Source organism: Dermacoccus sp. CCH2-D9 (genome assembly GCF_001556795.1).
Taxonomy (GTDB): domain Bacteria; phylum Actinomycetota; class Actinomycetes; order Actinomycetales; family Dermatophilaceae; genus Dermacoccus; species Dermacoccus nishinomiyaensis.
In genome coordinates this window covers 1-18228 of record NZ_LSJT01000093.1, presented here as the reverse complement: position 1 = coordinate 18228, position 18228 = coordinate 1, and the positions used below count along the sequence as shown (strand labels likewise).

Annotated in this window: 19 protein-coding genes and 2 tRNA genes; 6 read left to right on the top strand and 15 right to left on the bottom strand. The window is 70.3% G+C overall.

Annotated features, from left to right (window positions below):
- Positions 1-70: 70 nt before the first annotated feature.
- Complete coding sequence (locus tag AX669_RS07805) at positions 71-841, bottom strand: 1-acyl-sn-glycerol-3-phosphate acyltransferase (protein ID WP_062257666.1); 771 nt, start codon at positions 839-841, stop codon at positions 71-73.
- Between the two features lie 171 nt (positions 842-1012).
- Between AX669_RS07805 and AX669_RS07800 the strand changes: the two genes are divergently transcribed.
- Positions 1013-1237 (top strand): hypothetical protein, encoded by a 225-nt coding sequence (locus tag AX669_RS07800; protein WP_006947507.1) that lies wholly within the window; start codon positions 1013-1015, stop codon positions 1235-1237.
- Between the two features lie 21 nt (positions 1238-1258).
- Here AX669_RS07800 and AX669_RS07795 read toward each other — a convergent pair whose 3' ends face one another.
- The 3 genes from AX669_RS07795 to leuC form a co-directional block, all read right to left on the bottom strand.
- Positions 1259-1585: an HU family DNA-binding protein gene (locus AX669_RS07795; protein ID WP_062257664.1), complete on the bottom strand. Its 327-nt coding sequence runs from the start codon at positions 1583-1585 to the stop codon at positions 1259-1261.
- A gap of 288 nt (positions 1586-1873) precedes the next feature.
- Positions 1874-2467, bottom strand: coding sequence for a 3-isopropylmalate dehydratase small subunit (gene leuD, locus AX669_RS07790; protein WP_038568866.1), 594 nt, complete (start codon positions 2465-2467; stop codon positions 1874-1876).
- 25 nt (positions 2468-2492) lie between these two features.
- Complete coding sequence (gene leuC, locus AX669_RS07785; protein ID WP_006947513.1) at positions 2493-3884, bottom strand: 3-isopropylmalate dehydratase large subunit; 1392 nt, start codon at positions 3882-3884, stop codon at positions 2493-2495.
- A gap of 119 nt (positions 3885-4003) precedes the next feature.
- Here leuC and AX669_RS07780 point away from each other — a divergent pair, with 119 nt between their 5' ends.
- The gene (locus AX669_RS07780) at positions 4004-4756 is read left to right on the top strand and encodes an IclR family transcriptional regulator (protein WP_038568870.1); all 753 of its coding nucleotides are present in this window, start codon (positions 4004-4006) and stop codon (positions 4754-4756) included.
- 197 nt (positions 4757-4953) lie between these two features.
- On the opposite strand, the gene AX669_RS07775 is transcribed toward AX669_RS07780, so the two are convergent.
- The 5 genes from AX669_RS07775 to clpS all read right to left on the bottom strand — a co-directional run bounded on the left by AX669_RS07775 (position 4954) and on the right by clpS (position 7952).
- Positions 4954-5026: transfer RNA gene (locus AX669_RS07775), tRNA-Glu, on the bottom strand.
- A gap of 126 nt (positions 5027-5152) precedes the next feature.
- Positions 5153-5224 (bottom strand) — tRNA-Gln (locus tag AX669_RS07770).
- Between the two features lie 168 nt (positions 5225-5392).
- On the bottom strand, positions 5393-6955 hold the full coding sequence (gltX, locus tag AX669_RS07765; RefSeq protein ID WP_062257662.1) for a glutamate--tRNA ligase: 1563 nt from the start codon (positions 6953-6955) through the stop codon (positions 5393-5395).
- 35 nt (positions 6956-6990) lie between these two features.
- A complete protein-coding gene (locus AX669_RS07760; protein WP_062257659.1) occupies positions 6991-7632 on the bottom strand; it encodes a DUF2017 domain-containing protein in 642 nt (213 codons plus the stop codon).
- Positions 7632-7952 (bottom strand): ATP-dependent Clp protease adapter ClpS, encoded by a 321-nt coding sequence (gene clpS, locus AX669_RS07755; protein ID WP_006947542.1) that lies wholly within the window; start codon positions 7950-7952, stop codon positions 7632-7634. The genes AX669_RS07760 and clpS overlap by 1 nt, the downstream gene beginning before the upstream one ends.
- A 15-nt stretch (positions 7953-7967) precedes the next feature.
- Here clpS and AX669_RS07750 point away from each other — a divergent pair, with 15 nt between their 5' ends.
- A complete protein-coding gene (locus AX669_RS07750; protein WP_062257657.1) occupies positions 7968-9299 on the top strand; it encodes a nicotinate phosphoribosyltransferase in 1332 nt (443 codons plus the stop codon).
- Positions 9296-9901 (top strand): isochorismatase family protein, encoded by a 606-nt coding sequence (locus AX669_RS07745; RefSeq protein WP_062257656.1) that lies wholly within the window; start codon positions 9296-9298, stop codon positions 9899-9901. The genes AX669_RS07750 and AX669_RS07745 overlap by 4 nt, the downstream gene beginning before the upstream one ends.
- Before the next feature lie 94 nt (positions 9902-9995).
- On the opposite strand, the gene AX669_RS07740 is transcribed toward AX669_RS07745, so the two are convergent.
- Both AX669_RS07740 and AX669_RS07735 read right to left on the bottom strand, forming a co-directional pair.
- Positions 9996-10838 carry an RDD family protein gene (locus tag AX669_RS07740; RefSeq protein ID WP_062257653.1) on the bottom strand — a complete coding sequence of 281 codons (843 nt, stop codon included), beginning with the start codon at positions 10836-10838 and terminating at the stop codon, positions 9996-9998.
- A 142-nt stretch (positions 10839-10980) separates the two neighbouring features.
- The gene (locus AX669_RS07735) at positions 10981-12753 is read right to left on the bottom strand and encodes a DEAD/DEAH box helicase (protein WP_062257651.1); all 1773 of its coding nucleotides are present in this window, start codon (positions 12751-12753) and stop codon (positions 10981-10983) included.
- Positions 12754-12962: 209 nt separating this feature from the next.
- Between AX669_RS07735 and AX669_RS07730 the strand changes: the two genes are divergently transcribed.
- Complete coding sequence (locus tag AX669_RS07730; RefSeq protein ID WP_062257649.1) at positions 12963-13202, top strand: hypothetical protein; 240 nt, start codon at positions 12963-12965, stop codon at positions 13200-13202.
- A 184-nt stretch (positions 13203-13386) separates the two neighbouring features.
- On the opposite strand, the gene AX669_RS07725 is transcribed toward AX669_RS07730, so the two are convergent.
- Entirely contained in the window at positions 13387-13707 is a 321-nt protein-coding gene (locus tag AX669_RS07725; RefSeq protein ID WP_062257647.1) for a hypothetical protein, read from the bottom strand.
- 351 nt (positions 13708-14058) lie between these two features.
- Here AX669_RS07725 and AX669_RS07720 point away from each other — a divergent pair, with 351 nt between their 5' ends.
- Positions 14059-14424: a hypothetical protein gene (locus AX669_RS07720; protein ID WP_062257645.1), complete on the top strand. Its 366-nt coding sequence runs from the start codon at positions 14059-14061 to the stop codon at positions 14422-14424.
- A gap of 12 nt (positions 14425-14436) precedes the next feature.
- Here AX669_RS07720 and AX669_RS07715 read toward each other — a convergent pair whose 3' ends face one another.
- The 3 genes from AX669_RS07715 to AX669_RS14105 form a co-directional block, all read right to left on the bottom strand.
- Positions 14437-14772: a DUF3039 domain-containing protein gene (locus AX669_RS07715; RefSeq protein WP_050786634.1), complete on the bottom strand. Its 336-nt coding sequence runs from the start codon at positions 14770-14772 to the stop codon at positions 14437-14439.
- Between the two features lie 68 nt (positions 14773-14840).
- Positions 14841-15404 carry a YqgE/AlgH family protein gene (locus AX669_RS07710; RefSeq protein ID WP_062257642.1) on the bottom strand — a complete coding sequence of 188 codons (564 nt, stop codon included), beginning with the start codon at positions 15402-15404 and terminating at the stop codon, positions 14841-14843.
- A 102-nt stretch (positions 15405-15506) separates the two neighbouring features.
- Positions 15507-17405, bottom strand: coding sequence for a DEAD/DEAH box helicase (locus AX669_RS14105; RefSeq protein WP_369815070.1), 1899 nt, complete (start codon positions 17403-17405; stop codon positions 15507-15509).
- Between the last annotated feature and the right edge of the window lie 823 nt (positions 17406-18228).

The window sequence follows — 18228 nt, the reverse complement described above, 5'->3', positions numbered from 1 at the left end:
TCGGTGCGGCCGGACAGTTCGGCGCTGTGAGGCAGGTCGGCGCGGGGGCCACTGGGACAGGTCGACGCGTTCATCGCGTGCCTCGCGCGTCGGTCGGGCGCGAGCCGCTGCGCGGGTTGTCGAGCGGCGGCGCGCCGGGTCGCTCGCCGCGGATCTCGCACAGCAGCTCGAGGATGGCGGCCATCAGGCGCCTGGTGGCCTCCGTCAGCACCTCGGTGTCGAGGTCGCGCCCGCGCAGATCGTCGAGGTCGACCGGCTCGCCCGCGACGACGGTGACGTCATGACGGCGCGTCAGCAGGTGCGGCACGACGTGGCGGGCGCGACTGGTCGGCGGGATGATTCGTTCGGGCCCCCACATCGCGACGGGGACGAGCGGGGCGCCCGTCGTCAGCGCGATGCGCGCGGCGCCGGACTTGCCCGTCATCGGCCAGAACGCGCGATCCCGCGTCAGTGTGCCCTCCGGCAGCAGGCAGACGAGGCGGCCGGCCGCGACGGCGTCGACGGCTTCGACGAAGCTGTCCTTGGCCCGTGCGGTGCCGCGGTGGACGGGGATCTGCCCGGCGCGGCGCAGCAGCGGCCCGAGGACGGGGACGGCGAAGACCTCGGCCTTGCCGAGGAAGTGCGGCAGGCGACCCGCGCCGTAGAGGAGGAAGCGGCCGATGACGAACGGGTCGGAGTAGCTGAGGTGGTTCGCGGCGATGACGGCGCCGCCGGTGGCGGGAACGTGCTCGGCGCCTCGCCACGTCTCACGCAGCGACGGCGCCACCGCCGGGCCGACGGCTTTCGTGATGACGGAGACGACGGCGTTGCGCTCTCCCGCATCGAGCGAGATCTTCGCCATGGGCACCTCCTGTTCGTCTCGCACTCTAGTGGCACGACACGTCCAGGGCATTCGTCGCAGCGTTGCGATCCATCAGGCCGGGGCATCTGGCAGCATGGGAGGGATCGCTGTGAGAGGGTACGAGACCCGCGCACCTCGCCGTCACCGGTCCGAGCCGCCGAAGGAGCCGCCATGACCCATCACACGCAGGCCAGCGTCCACCGCTTCGACGAGGCGACGTTCACGGGTGAGCTCATCACCGACGCCGGCCGGGTGCTGCCGTTCGACGCCGACGCCTTCGCGCGCAGCGGCCTGCGCACGCTGCGCGTGGGGCAGCGTCTCAATGTCGATCACGGGCCAGACGGAATCCGCCGGTTGTGGATCGAGGGCATCGGGACGGGCCAGCAGATCCGCTGACGCCGCCCGACGCGGTGCGTCTCAGCGCTCGACGCGCGCGCGACCACCGGCGTTGCCGGAGCGGGGCAGCTTCGACGGGTCGGCCGTGACGGCCTTGAAGTTCGTACCAGGGGTGAACTTGGGCACGGAGGTCGCACCGATGCGCACCGCTTCGCCCGTGCGCGGGTTGCGGCCCGTGCGGGCGGCGCGGTCGACGCGCTCGAACGTGCCGAATCCGGTGATCCCTACCTTGTTGCCGGCAGCGACCTCTCGGATGATCACGTCGACGACGGCCTCCACGGCCTCCAGTGCGGCCTCCTTGCTGCCGAGGCGCACCTCGAGGCGATCGACCAGGTCTGCCTTGTTCATCTTTCGTCCTACCCCTTCTCGTCCGTCCGTCACGGCTCGATCCCGTCCTGCGTCTCGACGTGGGCCAACGGTACCGAGTGGTTGCATCCCCGTCCATTGGGTGAAATCTTCGTCGTCCGCCGTGCGGCGCCCACGCACCGAACACGCGTAGGCCGATCGTCATAGATCATCATGGCGGTCGCCCGACCATGTTGCGGCCGTAAGCGATTCGCAGACACCTCCCCGGGCGTCGAACCTCATACACGCGCGCCACGAGCGCGAGGCCTCCCGCGCGGCGCGCGATATCATCTATCGGACGAGCGTCGACGGCTTCCAACTCGGACGAGCGTCTTCGAACGCTTCGATGTCGTCCTCGTGACGCAGCGTCAGCGAGATGTCGTCGAGGCCCTCCATGAGGCGCCAGCGGATGTAGTCGTCGACAGCGAACGGCACGACGAGCTCCCCCGCGTGGATCGTGCGCGAGCCCAGGTCGACCGTGATCTGCGCGCCCGGTTCGTTGTCGAGGTACTTCCACAGCAGTTCGACGTCGCCCTGCTCGACCTGCGCGGTGAGCAGGCCGGCCTTGCCCGAGTTGCCGCGGAAGATGTCGGCGAAGCGCGAACTGATGACGACGCGGAAGCCGTAGTCCATGAGCGCCCAGACGGCATGCTCGCGCGAGGAGCCCGTCCCGAAGTCGGGGCCTGCGACCAGGACCGAACCGTCACGGTAGGCCTCGGTGTTGAGCACGAACGACGGGTCCTTGCGCCATGCGGAGAACAGCCCGTCCTCGAAGCCCGTGCGGGTGACGCGCTTGAGGTAGACGGCTGGAATGATCTGGTCGGTGTCGACGTTGCTGCGGCGCAGCGGCACCCCGACGCCGGTGTGGGTGGTGAACTTGTCCATCGATGTCTCCTGACGGCTCAGCGGGTCACAGATCGGCGGGCGAGGCAAGCGTGCCGGTGACGGCGGTCGCGGCGGCGACCTGTGGGCTGACGAGGTGCGTGCGTCCGCCCTTGCCCTGGCGCCCTTCGAAGTTGCGGTTCGAGGTCGACGCGCTGCGCTCCCCCGGCTCGAGCTGATCGGGGTTCATGCCGAGGCACATCGAGCAGCCGGGCAGGCGCCACTCGGCGCCGGCGTCGGTGAAGACGGCGTCGAGCCCCTCCGCCTCGGCGTCGAGACGCACCTTCGCCGAACCGGGCACGACGAGCATGCGCACGCTGTCGGCGACCTTGCGCCCGCGCAGCACGTCCGCCGCGGCGCGCAGATCCTCGAGACGCCCATTGGTGCAGGAACCGAGGAAGACGGTGTCGATCGCGATCTCCTTGAGCGGCTGACCGACGCTCAGCCCCATGTACTCGATGGCGCTCGCGGCGGCATCCTTCTCCGAGTCGTCGCCCATCTGCTCGGGGTCGGGCACGGCCGCCGTCAGCGGCAGGCCCTGGCCCGGGTTGGTGCCCCAGGTGACGAACGGCGCGAGCTTCGTCGCGTCGATGACGACCTCGGCGTCGAACACCGCGTCGTCGTCGGTGCGCAGCTGCTTCCACGCCTCGACCGCGTCATCCCACTCGGCGCCCTGCGGCGCATGGGGGCGGCCTTCCAGGTAGTCGAACGTCGTCTGGTCGGGCGCCACCATGCCGGCGCGGGCGCCCGCCTCGATCGACATGTTGCAGATCGTCATGCGCGCTTCCATCGACAGCGCTTCGATCGCCTTGCCGCGGTACTCGAGGACGTAGCCCTGGCCGCCGCCGGTGCCGATCTCGGCGATGACGGCGAGGATGATGTCCTTCGCGCTGACGCCGTCCGGCAGGTCGCCCTCCAGGGTGATCGCCATCGTCTTGAACGGCTTGAGCGGCAGCGTCTGCGTCGCGAGGACGTGCTCGACCTCGCTCGTGCCGATGCCGAACGCGAGCGCGCCGAACGCACCGTGCGTCGAGGTGTGGCTGTCGCCGCAGACGATCGTCGCGCCGGGCTGGGTGAGGCCCAGCTGCGGGCCGATGATGTGGACGATGCCCTGCTCGGCGTCGCCCATCGGAAACAGGCGGATGCCGAACTCCTCGCAGTTGCGGCGCAGCGTCTCGACCTGGGTGCGGCTGACGAGGTCGGTGATCGGGCCCGGCGTCGTCGGGACGTTGTGGTCCTCGGTGGCGAGCGTGAGGTCGGTGCGACGCACGGTGCGCCCCGCGAGCCGCAGCCCGTCGAACGCCTGAGGGCTCGTGACCTCGTGGAGCAGGTGAAGGTCGATGTAGAGCAGGTCGGGCTCGCCCTCCGCGCTTCGCACGACATGCTGCTGCCACACCTTCTCGGCCAACGTGGAACCCACGTCATCCTCCTTCGATCGACGGGTCGTCCGACCCACGAGACACCGTTCTGCGACAAGCGTTACCCTTTTACCGGCGGACCGGACTTGCGTCTCGGTTCATGAGACTGCAATATCAGTACATGGACAATTCAAGTGGCGTCGGAGTCCTCGACAAGGCTGCAGTCGTGCTCTCCGCCCTCGAGGCAGGGCCCTCCACCCTCGCCCAGCTCGTCGCAGCCACCGGCCTCGCTCGCCCGACCGCCCACCGCCTCGCGGTCGCGCTGGAGCATCACCGCCTCGTGGCCCGTGACATGCAGGGACGCTTCGTCCTCGGCCCCCGACTCGTCGAGCTCGCCTCCGCCGCCGGTGAGGACCGCCTGCTCGCCGCCGCCGGGCCCGTCCTCGGCGCGCTGCGCGACCACACGAACGAGAGCGCCCAGCTCTTCCGCCGCCAGGGCGACCAGCGCATCTGCGTGGCGGCCGCCGATCGCCCGATGGGTCTGCGCGATTCCATCCCCGTCGGCGCGACGCTGTCGATGCAGGCCGGCTCCGCGGCCCAGGTGCTGCTCGCCTGGGAGGAGCCCGACCGTCTGCACCGTGGCCTGCAGGGCTCCAAGTTCACCGCGACGATGCTCTCCGGCGTGCGCCGCCGCGGATGGGCTCAGTCGGTGAGCGAGCGCGAGCAGGGCGTCGCGTCAGTCTCCGCGCCGGTGCGCTCGCCCAGCGGCCGCGTCATCGCCGCCGTCTCGATCTCCGGCCCCGTCGAGCGCGTCTCCCGTCAGCCCGGGCGGCTGCACGCCGCAACGGTCGTCGCCGGCGCCAACAAGCTGACGGAGGTGCTCGCGCGCGCCGCCGCGCAGCAGAAGAGCGTCGCGCCACCCACGACGCGCTGATCCACCTCTGGCGACGATGCCCTTGGGCAGGTGCACGTGACCTGCGGCCGTCCGGTGGCGATTCCTGGATCCCGCATTCGAGCGCACGAATGATCAGGACCCGAAAAAGGTCGGTCTGAGCCGAGACGGCGACAGAAAGAGAAGGCAAACAAGAAATCCCCACCGCATTTCTACGGTGAGGATTTCTTGTCTCGATGTAGCCCCGACGGGATTCGAACCCGCGCTACCGCCTTGAGAGGGCGGCGTGCTAGGCCACTACACAACGGGGCCATGGCCTGCTTCGTCAACCTTTCGGCCCTTCAGCAGCGAGGAAAACTTTAACTCATGTCATCGTTTTCCCGAAATCACTCTGTGCGCGCGTGACGCGGGCGTCACCTTCTGCACAAGCGATCTGCGCTGGGGTACCAGGACTCGAACCTAGAACAAATGAACCAGAATCATCCGTGTTGCCAATTACACCATACCCCAATGGGGGTTGCAGTGATCGAACAGCGCGCCTCGCGAGGCCTTCCGTTCGTTCCCCGAACCGAGTGAAAACTTTACCGGAGGTTTCCCGGGACGACAAATCGACCGGCGCCCTGCCGCGCCGGCCCTGACGCATCCGTCAGGGCCGACAGGCAGGCGCGCCCCGGTCGATCACAGGCTCGCGCGCAGGTTCTTCAAGCGTTCCATCGTCGAGTGCTTGCCGAGGATCTCCATCGACTCGAACAGCGGCGGTGAGATCCGCTGACCGGACACGGCGGTGCGCAACGGGCCGAAGGCGAACTTCGGCTTGATGCCCAGGCCGTCGACGACGGCCTCGCGCAACGCGGCCTCGATGCGCTCGTGCACCCACTCGATGCCCGTGCCGTCAGGCTTGCCGAGCGAACCCGAGATGGGCTCCAGGGCCGCGATGGCGGCGTCTAGCACCTGCGGGGCCGTCTCCTTGAGCTGCGCACGGGCGTCGTCCGCGATGGGCAGCTCGGCGTCGTCGGTGAAGAACGGTGCGACGAGCGGCGTCGCCTCCGACAGCAGGTTGATGCGAGTCTGGATCAGCTCGGCGACGAGGTTGAGGCGACCCAGCTGCGGCAGCGACGGCTGCTCCGGCAGCACGCCGTCCGCGACGAGGAACGGCAGGATACGCGCGGCGAAGTCGCGAGGCTCGAGCTCGCGGATGTAGTGACCGTTGAGCCAGTTCAGCTTGTCGAGGTTGAAGATCGGGCCGACGGTGTTGACCTTGCTCCACTCGAAGTTCTCGCTGAACTCCTCGAAGGTGAACACCTCGCGCTCGGTGCCGTCCGCCTCGATGATCGGCGGGTAGCCGAGCAGCGCGAGGAAGTTGAGCAGCGCCTCCGGCAGGTAACCCTGCTCCTTGAACCACGTGAGGCGCGCCCACGGGCTCTTGCGCTTGGAGATCTTCGCCTTCTTCTCATCGCGCAGCAGCGGCATGTGCGCGAACTTCGGCGGCTCGAGGCCGAGGCCCTGGTAGAGCAGGATGTGCTTCGGCGTCGAGCTGATCCACTCCTCACCGCGCACGACGTGCGTGATGCCCATCTCGTGGTCGTCGACGACGACGGCGAGGTGGTACGTCGGGAAACCGTCGGCCTTCATGATGACCTGATCGTCCGGGCGGGGCGCCTTGACCTCGCCTCGGATGAGGTCGTCGAACACGAGCGGCGCGTCGTCGGGGATGAACATGCGCACGACGGGGTTCTCGCTGAAGCCGGGCTCGGCGGCGCGCTCCTCACGCGACTTGCCGTAGCACATACGGTCGTAGCCGGTCGGCAGCTTCTGCTTCTGCTGGAGCTCGCGCATCTCGGCGAGCCGCTCGCTCGTGCAGTAGCAGTAGTACGCCTTGCCCTCGTCGATGAGCTTGTCGACGTACGGCTTGTACGTGTCGAGCCGCTCACTCTGACGGTACGGCGCGTACGGGCCGCCGACGTCGGGGCCCTCGTCCCAGTTCAGGTCGAGCCAGTGCAGCGTGTCGAAGATCTGCTGCTCGGAATCGGCCTGGAAGCGCGCCCGGTCGGTGTCCTCGATGCGCAGGACGAACTTTCCGCCCTGCTGACGCGCGAACGCAAGGTCGAACATCGCCATGTAGGCGGTGCCGACGTGCGGGTCACCCGTCGGCGACGGCGCGACGCGCAGACGGACGGCGCCGGGGCTCGTCTCGCCGGGCGTCGAGGGGGTGGGGGCTGAGGTGGCAGTCGAGTCGCTCATGATGTCTCCATCGTAGACGGCCGTTGCGCTGCGCCTCAGGCCTCGCGCATCACCGCGAGCGTCACCGATTCGGCGAGCCAGGTGAGGAAGTCGTAGTAGGCGGCCATGAGCTGTTCCTCGTCGCTCGGCACCTGCCCACGCTCGACCTGTTCGACGAGTGCGTCGGCATCCGCATCGGTGCGCACGCCGAGGCGCTCGGCGAGCACGAGCCGCACGTCCGTCAGCGCCATCATCGTCGCGCGCGCCTCGGCCTCGTCGAGGACGATGTCGCGGGGTTCGCCGGCGCTCATCGCCTGCGCGAGGTCGACGTTCGCACCCGCGCGCTCGAACGCCGTCATCGCCGTAGCGAGGTTACGCAGCTTGCGATCGCGCAAGGAGGCCTCGGTGAGGCGGCGGAACTCGGCGGCCGCGCCGTCATCGTCCTTGACACCGTCGGGCAGCAGCCGACGAAGCGCCGGGTCGCGTGGAGCCTCCCGGGCGCTCATAGAGCGTCCGAGCGCCGCGAACAGCTCGTCCTCGTCGGTGCCGCGCGGCGCGTCGGGTGCGTCGTCACTACCGTCGGAGAGCAGGACGCTCGTCTGGTGCATGAGATCGACGACGACGGCGCGTTCGACGTCGTCGAGACGTCCGACGATGCGCCGCTCGTCGGACGGGTCACGCCGGAATGCCTCGGCCATCAGCCCTCCTGCTCGTAGGTCGCCCACAGGCTGTAGCCATGCATGGCGATCGTGTCGGCCTCGGCCTTCTCGCGGCTGCCCTTGCTGACGACGGCGCGGCCCTCGGTGTGCACCTGCATCATGAGCCGCTCGGCCTCCTCGCGGGAGTAGCCGAAGTAGTCCTGGAACACGAAGCTGACGTAGCTCATGAGGTTGACGGGGTCGTTCCACACGAGCGTCACCCACGCCCGCTCCCCCACGTCCTGGGGGTCGGGGTCGGCGAGCTGCTTGGCCAGTTGCTCGAAATCGATGTCTGGAGGCGCGATCGACACGTCAACCACCTTAGAGTTCGATACGTGACTTCCACCATCTCGGCCTCGACGGCCCTGCTCACCGACCACTACGAGCTCACGATGCTCCAGGCGGCGTTGCGCTCCGGTGCGGCCCACCGCAAGAGCGTCTTCGAGGTCTTCGCCCGCCGCCTGCCCGACGGCCGCCGCTTCGGCGTCGTCGCGGGCACGGGTCGTTTTCTCGAGGCGTTGAAAGAGTTCCGGTTCACCGAGGCCGAGATCGACGACCTGCGTCGACGCGCCGTCGTCGATGAGCCGACGCTCGAGTGGCTCGCCAACTACCGCTTCTCCGGTGACATCCACGGCTACGCCGAGGGTGAGTGCTACTTCCCGGGCTCGCCGCTCGTCGTCGTCGAGTCGACGTTCGCCGAGGGCGTGATCCTCGAGACGTTGATCCTGTCGATCCTCAACCACGACTCAGCCGTCGCCGCCGCTGCGTCGCGCATGGTGCTCGCCGCCGACGGCCGTCCGTGCATCGAGATGGGCTCGCGTCGCACGCACGAGGAGGCAGCGGTCGCAGCCGCGCGCGCCGCGTACATCACGGGGTTCGCGGCCTCCTCCAACCTCGAGGCGGGACGTCGCTACGACGTGCCGACGACGGGCACGTCGGCGCACGCGTTCACGCTGCTGCACGACGACGAGCGCGCCGCGTTCACCGCGCAGGTCGACTCGCTCGGCAAGGACACGACGCTGCTCGTCGACACCTACGACGTGAAGAACGCCGTCAAGATCGCCGTCGAGGTCGCGGGCACCGAACTCGGTGGGGTGCGTCTGGATTCCGGCGACCTGCTCGTGCAGGCCCGCGAGGTGCGCGAGCAGCTCGACTCACTCGGTGCCACAAGCACGAAGATCGTCGTGACGAGCGACCTCGACGAGTACGCCATCGCCGCCCTCGCAGCCGGGCCGGTCGACGCGTACGGCGTCGGCACCTCCCTCGTCACCGGCTCCGGCGCGCCGACGGCCGGCATGGTCTACAAGCTCGTCCAGCACGCGGGCGACGACGGCCAGATGATCGACGTCGCGAAGAAGAGCAAGGACAAGATCTCCGTCGGCGGACGCAAGTGGGCGCTGCGTCGCCGAAACGCACAGGGAGTGGCCGAGGCCGAGATCATCGGCATCGGCGAGCAGCCGGTCGACGACGGCGACGACCGTGCGCTGCTCGTCCCGCTCGTCAGGAACGGCGAGGTCGTCGCGCCGACGGACGCCGCGAGCGCCCGCGCGGTGTACGAGCGTTCCCGCGCGGAATTGCCCGCGAAGGCGCGTCAGATGTCGCGCGGTGAGCCCGTCATCCCGACCCGGTACGAGGGTCCCGGTTTGGGCGGGGTGACGCAGCGATGAGCGCGCCGAACGTTGATGCCGGCACGCGCCGGGCACTCGTCGTCGTCGACGTGCAGAACGACTTCTGCGAGGGCGGTTCGCTCGCCGTGGCCGGGGGCGCCCAGGTCGCCGCGGCGATCGCCGACTACGTCGCGCTCGCCGATTACGACGTCGTCGTCGCGACGCAGGACTGGCACGTCGACCCCGGCGAGCACTGGAGCGAGACCCCCGACTACCGCGACTCGTGGCCCGTGCACTGCCGCGCCGAGTCCGACGGCGCGGCGTTCCACGACGGATTCGCGCCCGCCGTCGATCGGCTCGACGCGATCTTCCCCAAGGGCAGGTACGCCGCGGCCTACTCAGGATTCGAGGGGTCTTTCGCCGGTGGCGATGAGTCGCTCGCCTCCTGGTTGCGTGACGCGGGCGTCGGCAGCGTCGACGTCGTCGGCATCGCGACCGACCACTGCGTCCGCGCGACCGCGCTCGACGCCGTCAGCGAAGGCTTCGGCACGCGCGTGCTGCTCGGCATGACGGCCGGCGTCGCAGCCGACAGCACCGACGCGGCGCTCACGACCATGCGCGACGCGGGCGTCGAGCTCGTCGGTCAACCCGTCGTCGGCTGAGAACGCGGCCCGCGTGCCGGGCACGAAGATGGACGAGAATCGCCGATGTGGACGGGATTCGCGAAGGTGGACGAAAAACGCAGGTGGGGCGGGGTCAGCGGGTGCGGCGCACGACGCTGCGCGCCGCGAGGTCGTCGAGGCCCTGACGGAGGCGGTTGCTCAGCGCCCACAGCAGGATCGCGATCTGCAGCAGGCCCGCGATGCCGGCGAGCACGGCGACGAGCGACATCAGATCCGGCACGTACTTGATGAGAGCGCGCACGGCGCTGCGTGCCATCGGCAACTTCTGCGGCGAGCGGGGGTCGCCCTCCTCGATGGGCGCCACGCGGATGCCGAGCGCCGACTTGCCGAGCGTCGCACCGCGCAGTGACGTCATCAGGGTGTCGTAGACGAATCCCGCCACGAACAGCGCGAGCGCCAACACGAGCGGCGGCGACGTCAGGTCGTCGGGGAAGGCCGGCATCTGCCCACCGTTGCTCGCGGCGGTGCTCGCCTCGTCGATGAAGTCGCGGAACTCGTCGATCCACGAGTGCAGGAACGGCAGCATCGCGAGGGTGACGGGCACCCCGAAGATGATGCGGTCGAGGAAGTAGGCGAAGAAGCGGCGCCACACCCCCGACGGCTCCCCCGCGCTCGTTCCGAACGCCGTCGGGCGCTGATCATGAGCCCGCGGCTGCGGGGCACCGAAGCGATGCTGCTGCTCCCCGCTGCCCTCGGGGCCCCAGTGAGCCGGATAGGTGCGCGGCTCGCCGTCACGGCGCGGCGGTGCGTCGAGGTGCTGGACCGGGCGAGCCTCCCCGACGTGGTCGAGGCCCGGGCGCAGCTTCGGCATGGTGCGCTCGGTCCACAGGATGCCGTCCCAGTACCTCAGCTGGGTGGCGTCGCGGGGGTCGTCGTACCAGCCCGACGAAACGGGCGCGTGCGGCTGCTCAGTCATGCGTCTACCCTATCCGCCCCGGCATGACGCGCCGGGCGCGATGAGCCGTGCGGATGAGCCAGGCAGGCAGTGCCTCGTACCGCACTGCATCCCACATGACACCCGCATGCTGAGGGCCTCGCGGGCTGAGGGCCTCGCAGGCTCAGCGCCGACCGACGAACCAGCGACGGATCAACTCGATGCGTTCGCCGACCTGTTCGGAGGAGGCCTTGTCGAGCGTCGGCCCCCCGCACTGCTGACGCAGGTCGTTGTGGATGACGGCATGCGGCTGGCCGCTCTTGCGCGCGTACTGCGCGACGAGGCCGTTGAGCTCCTTGCGCTGCTTGGCGAGGGCACGGTGCGCGGCGACGGGTTCGTCGTCGTCGGTGCGTCGCGTGCGCCCGGCCTTGGCCTGCTTGGCCTGACGTTCACGCAGCAGGCTCGCCATCTGATCGGGCTCGAGCAGACCGGGCAAGCCGAGGTATTCCTGCTCGTCCTCGCTGCCGACGTCACCGCCCATGCCCCACTGCTGCGCGTCGAACAGGACGTGGTCGAACTCGGCCTGCGACTCGAGCGCCTCGAAGGTGCCGTCGTCGGCGAGCATCCCGGAGGCCTTCTCCTCACGGTTGGCCTCGGCGAGCAGCCCCTCCTCCTCCGACCACATGTTGTCCTCGGGGTTCTCCCCCGCGCGCTGCGGACGGTCGAGGGCGTGGTCGCGCTGCTCCTCGAGACGCGAGGCGTGCTCGAGGATGATCGGCACGGTCGGCAGGAACACCGACGCCGTCTCGCCGCGCTTGCGGGCGCGCACGAAGCGTCCGACGGCCTGGGCGAAGAACAGCGGCGTCGACGTCGACGTCGCGTAGACGCCGACGCAAAGACGCGGCACGTCGACACCCTCGGAGACCATGCGGACGGCGACCATCCACCGCTCGCTGCTCTTGGCGAAGTCCTCGATCCGGGAGCTCGCGCCCGCGTCGTCGGAGAGCACGACGGTCGGTTTGGTGCCAGTGATCGCCTCGAGCGTGCGCGCGTAGGCGCGCGCGGCCGTCTGGTTCGAGGCGATGACGAGGCCGCCCGCGTCGGGCACGTGACGTCGCACCTCCGACAGGCGCTTGTCGGCGGCCTGAAGCACGGACGGGATCCACGCGCCGTTCGGGTCGAGCGCGGTGCGCCAGGCGCCTGCAATGGCGTCCTTCGTCATCGGTGTGCCGAGACGCGCCGCGATCTCGTCGCCGGCCCGGGTGCGCCATCGCATGTTGCCGCCGTAGGCCATGAACAGCACGGGCCGGACGACGCCGTCGGCGAGCGCCTCGGCGTAGCCGTACGCGTAGTCGCTCGCCGAGCGACGGATGCCGGCGTCGTCGACCTCGTAGCGCACGAAGGGGATGGGGCTCGTGTCGCTGCGGAACGGGGTACCGGTGAGGCAGACGCGTCGCGCGGCGCCGTCGAATGCAGTGCGCAGCGCCTCGCCCCAGCTCTTGTTGTCGCCGCCGTGGTGCACCTCGTCGAGGATGACGAGCGTCGGCGTGCGCTCGGTGCGGATGCGGTGCACCTCGGGGTTGCTCGCGACGCCCTGGTAGGTGAGGGCGACCCCGTCGTAGTCGGACGCCTCATCGACCTGACGGTTCGTGAACCTCGGGTCGATCTGGATGCCGACGCGCGCGGCCGCGTCGGCCCACTGCGTCTTGAGGTGCTCGGTCGGCGCGACGATCGTCACCTTCTTGACGATGCCGCGCCCCAGCAGCTCCGTCGCGAGGCGCAGCGCGAACGTCGTCTTGCCGGCGCCGGGGGTTGCGACGGCGAGAAAATCGCGCGGATCGGTGCTCAGGTACCGCTCCAGCGCACCGGCCTGCCAGGCGCGCAGCTTGCCCGCGGTACCCCACGCGGCGCGCTCCGGGAAGGCGGGTGAGAGGTGCTCTGCAGCCGAGGTACTCATAGGCCGAGCAGTCTACCGGCGCCGAACGAACTCCCCGACCTGGCCGCCGCCACCGACCGTTCAGGCCAGCCGGAACGCGCGCGACAGCCCCCACGAGGCCGGGGACGAGCACCATCGGGACGGCGAATCCGTAGCGCAGGGACGTGTCGCCGAGCGCGCCCGTCCCCGTCAGCACGGCTCCGAGCAGGGCGCCGACGTAGTTGAACTGGTTGAAGCGCGCGTTGATCGCGTCGCTGCCGGCTTGGACGGACGCCGCGTCCGCCTCCGGGTGTGCGTCGCGGGCGAGGCGCGCGGCCACCGAGTACGACAACGGCGCGACGAGCGCCGCGGGGCCGAGCCGCGCCGTCAGCCAGTCGCCGCAGCTGCGGCTGAGCAGCGAGCACACGAGGTACGGCAGGGTGGCGACGGCGACGAGCGAGGCCGGTGAGGCGAAGGTGTGGTGCAGGTAGGTGGGCGCCCACGTCGTCACGGCGATGTCGACCATGTAGAACACGACGAGCGCGAGGGCGAGGGTGAGGATGCGGCGCCAGGGCAGGCTGCGCGCGGCGGGGGCGTCGGCCCCGGATGCGATGGGCGCCGGTTCCGGCCGCGCGTGCGGGACGTACGGCGCGAGCGTCGCGGCGGCGGGCAGGATCATGAGCACCGCGGCGGCGACGCGAAGCCCCAGCGATGCGTCGCGAGCGCGATGAGCGTGCCGAGGACGCCGCCGCGCGTCCACGCCCCGTGGAACGTCGACATGAGCGGGCGCCCGTAATGGTGCTCGATGGCGACGGCCTGCATGTTGCACCCGGCGTCGACCAGGCCGAGGCCCAGGCCATACGCAGCCATCACCGACTCCAGTGCGCCGACGCCGTGCGCGAGGCCGATGTGCGGCAGCGCGACGACGATGGCGGCGAAGCCGACGCGCAGGCTGCGCGTCGTGCCGCCGCGCGCGGCGAGGAACTCCCGCGCCACCGAACCGAGCCCCCGCGCACAGCACGAGCGTGATGGGGGCAGGCCGCCACCGCGGGAGCACTCTCGTCGCCGCTTCGTCGCTTCACCCAGCAGGCTCCCAGCTGACGAGACGGGCTGGGTCGCGACGGCGCGTCGAAGGGTGTCGGAGGCCCGCCGGGCGACGGCGGAGGGTGGGGTGAGCATCACACCCTGGAGTTGAGTAGCGCTCAACCCACCATGCGGGGCGTCCGCGCGCCTAGGGTGGAGTCAGTCATGGACATCGAGCACTCGATGGTCCCGGCGGCGCGTCGCCGCTCGGTCCATCGAGGCCGCTCACCCCTGGCCGGGGCTCGCAGGGAAAGGACGAGAGTCATGGTTCGCACGAGAGCCCAACTCACCGATGCTCAACGCGAGAAGCTCAGCGCCGTCACTGCGGCTCGCGAAGCGCGTCTCGCCGCCGAAGCGGAGTACCGGCGGGCGGTCGCCGCCGCCGATCAGGCAAAGGTGACGAAGAGCGCCATTGCCGAGGCGGCCGGCGTCAGCGTCGAGGCCGTCCGCACGGTGCTCATCCGCATGGCCGAATCGCACGCGCCCGCAGTCGAGGTTCGTGAGCACCTGACGGGGGTGGACGGCGGTTCCGCGACGGCGTCCACCGCCGCGGGACCGGTCGTCACCAGCGCCGTCGGTGCGGCCCCGGTCACCGGCGACGTCAGGCAGCCTGTCGCGAAGGCGAGCTGACGCCCGTCGGCGTCACTCCCCGCCGTCCTGCGGCGGACGCAGGCCCTGGTAGATCTCCTTGCACGTCGGGCACACCGGAAACTTTTCCGGGTCGCGGCCCGGTACCCACACCTTGCCGCACAGCGCGGTGACGGGCTCGCCCGACAGCGCCGACTCCATGATCTTCTCCTTGCGCACGTAGTGCGCGAAGCGCTCGTGATCGCCGGGCTCGGAGAGCTGGTGGTCGACCTGCTCTCGCTCCAGCACCGCCGTCGACGTGCCCGGCCCTCCGAGGCCGCCCGGGCCGTCGGGCGCGCCGAGGGGCGATGACGGGTCGTCGATCGAAGAGTTCCACACAACCGGGTTCATGGGCGCCAGTGTAGGCGCGCCGCCCGCGGCGGGCCAGGGGGCAGCGAGCCGAGGCGTCAGGCGGCGGGTCAGTTGAGCGTCGGGTCGTCGGGGAACGACGCCAGGAGGCACGTCGGCATGGGTTGGCGTGCGAGGACGCGCGCCCACAACGTCTCGGGGTCGGCGTCGAACAGGTCGGCGATCTCGGGTTCGGCGCGCACCCACCACCCGTCAGCGAGTTCGACGTCGAGTTGGCCCGGCTCCCAGCCGCAGTTGCCGGCGAACACGCGTAGCCCCGACAGCTGCGGGGCGACGATCTCCGGCGGCGCGTCGAGGTCGACGACGGCGAGCGAACCGAACAGTCGCGTGGCGCCCACGACGTCACCGCGCCCCGGCACGCCCGCGAGCGCGACCGCCGTGTCGAGGCCGACGGGCCCGCCCTGGAAGAGACGATCGGGCGCCGAGCACGCGGACTGCCACCCCGGAAGGACCGAGTCGACACCGGCCTCGAGCGGTTCGGTGAGCACGACGCCCTGGGCGCCGTCGTCACCGTGGTGGAGGACGAACACGACGCTACGGGTGAAGATGTCACCCTCGTCGCGGTCGTGGGCACGAGGCACCGCGACGAGCAGTCGGCCGGTCAACGAGGTCACCCGTCCATTGTGGAACACGCCCGCCCCGAACGCGATGTTGCCCGGTGATCGGGGCACGGGGCACCGGATCACCGGGCAACATCAGCGCAGATTCAGTCGGCGTCAGTCGCGGTTGCCACGGTAGCCACCACGGTCGCCGCCGTACCCACCACGACCCCCCTGGCCGCCGCGACCACCGAAGCTCTGACGACGGTTCTCGCGCTCGAAACCACCGTCGATGTCGTCGCGGTAACCGCGCCCGCCACCGAAGCCGCGGTCGTCGCCGCGTCCGCGGCCCTGGCCACGGTCGTCGCGGTCGTTGAAACGTCCACGACCACCACGGTCGAAGCCACCGCCACGGCCGTAACCGCCGCGCCCGCCGTCACGACCACCGCGGTCGTAACCACCCCGGCCACCGCGCTCGTAGCCACGGCCGCCGCGACCACCACGGTCGTTGCGCGGCGCGAGGGTGCGACGCAGGTCGTCCTCGGAGATCGAACGGCCCTCGGGCGTCGAACCGCCCGCGGCGACGATCGCCTCGTCACCGGGGCGCGTGCGCACGAGGCTCACGTCGACGCCGGCGGAGTCGAGTAGACGCTGCATCGAGCGGCGCTGGTGCGGCAGCGCCAGGGTGATGACGGTGCCCTTCTCCCCCGCGCGGGCCGTGCGGCCGGCGCGGTGCAGGTAGTCCTTGTGGTCGGCCGGCGGGTCGACCTGGAGCACGACGCCGACCTCGTCGACGTGGATGCCGCGCGCCGCGACGTCCGTCGCGACGAGCACGGGCACACGCCCGTCCTTGAACGCCGACAGGACACGGTTGCGCTGACCCTGGTTGAGGCCACCGTGCAGCGCGGCAGCCATGACGCCCTGCTCGCGCAGCTCTGCGGCGACACGGTCGGCGCCCATCTTGGTGCGGACGAACACCACGGTGCGTCCCTCACGGTTCGCGACCTCGGCCGTCACTACCTTCTTGTCGCGCGGCTCGATGAGCAGCGCGTGGTGCTCCATCGTGGTGACGGTGGCGGTGCCGTCGTCCGTCGAGTGCGTCACCGGGTCGACGAGGTACTTGTCGACGACGGTGTCGATGCCACGGTCGAGCGTCGCGGAGAACAGCAGGCGCTGGCCGCCTTCGGGCACGAGGTCGAGGATCTCGGTGATGGCCTCGAGGAAGCCCATCTCGGCCATGTGGTCAGCCTCGTCGAGCACGGCGATCTCGACGCGGCTCAGGTCGGCCGCGCCACGCTCGATGAGGTCGGACAGGCGACCCGGCGTGGCGATGAGGACGTCGACGCCGCGCTCCAGCGCGGACAGCTGCGGCTCGTACGGCATGCCACCGGCGACGAGCTTGTGCTTGAGACCGACGACGTGGACGAGCGGCTGCAGCGCATCGCTCACCTGCATCGCAAGTTCACGCGTCGGCACGAGGACGATGGCGCGCGGCTGGTGCGCGCGAGCCTTGCCGCCCTCAGCGAGACGCGCCAGCATCGGCAGACCGAAGCCGAGCGTCTTGCCCGAACCCGTGCGACCGCGGCCGAGGACGTCCTTGCCGGCCATCGCGTCGGGAATCGTCGCCGCCTGGATCGGGAACGGCTTCGTGATGCCGTCACGCGCCATGCGCTCGACGAGCGCCTCGGGCAGCCCGAGCTCGGTGAACGTCATGATGACGCTCTCGTCGATCTCGTCCGACTCGCTCTCGTCGAAGCCCGCGTGCTCGCCGTCGGCCGTGCCCGCGGTGGCGTTCGTGGCGTCGGCGGGGTCGGTGTTCTGCGCGTCGGTGTTGTCGGCGTCAGAGTTGGTCGTGTCGGAGTCGGCGGCGTCAACACCGTCGCGCTCGGCGTCCGTGGCGTCGGCGGTGGGAGCGTCGTCGACGCGGACGTCACCCTCGACGTCGCCGTCGACGTGGACGCGCTCGTCGGGGTTCTGTTCGCCGACGACGTCGACGTTCTCGCGCTGGATGTTCTCGCTCGTGGCCGCGTCGGCCTCGACGGTGGTCGCCGCGACGTCGGCGTTCGCCGCCGTCACGTTCTCGACCTGCGCGTCCTCGACGCGGGACTCGTCACGCACGGGGGCGTCGTCGAACGAGCGGTCGGGGCGCCCGAAGCGCTTCTCGCGGTCGAAACCGCCCTCACGGCGGTCGTCGCGGCGCTGGAAGACGCCGTCACGGCGGTCGCCACGGTTGAAACCGCCGCGGTCGTCGCGACGCTGGAAGCCGCCCTCGCGACGGTCGTTGTCACGGTTGAACCCACCGCGCCGGTCGTCACGGCCCTGGTAGCCACCACGACGGTCATCACGGTTGAAGCCACCGCGACGGTCGTCACCGCCACGGAAACCGCCCTCGCGACGATCGTTGTCGCGGTTGAAACCACCACGACGGTCATCGCCACCACGGTTGAAACCACCGCGGTCATCGCGACGCTGGAAGCCACCCTCGCGACGGTCGTCGCGGCCCCCGAAACCACCACGACGGTCGTCGCCACCGCGGTTGAAACCGCCACGGCGGTCGTCGCCGCGGAAGCCGCCGTCACGTCGGTCGTTGTCGCGGTTGAAACCACCACGACGGTCATCACCGCCGCGGAAGCCGCCCTCACGGCGGTCGTTGTCACGGCTGAAACCACCACGGCGATCATCACGGCCCTGGAAGCCGCCACGGCGCTCGTCGCTACCGCGGTTGAAACCACCACGACGGTCGTCGCCGCCGCGGAACCCGCCCTCACGGCGGTCGTTGTCACGGTTGAAGCCACCGCGTCGCTCATCGCGGCCGCGGAAACCACCGTCACGGCGGTCGTCACGGGCCTGGAAGCCGCCACGACGCTCGTCACCGCCGCGGAACCCGCCCTCACGGCGG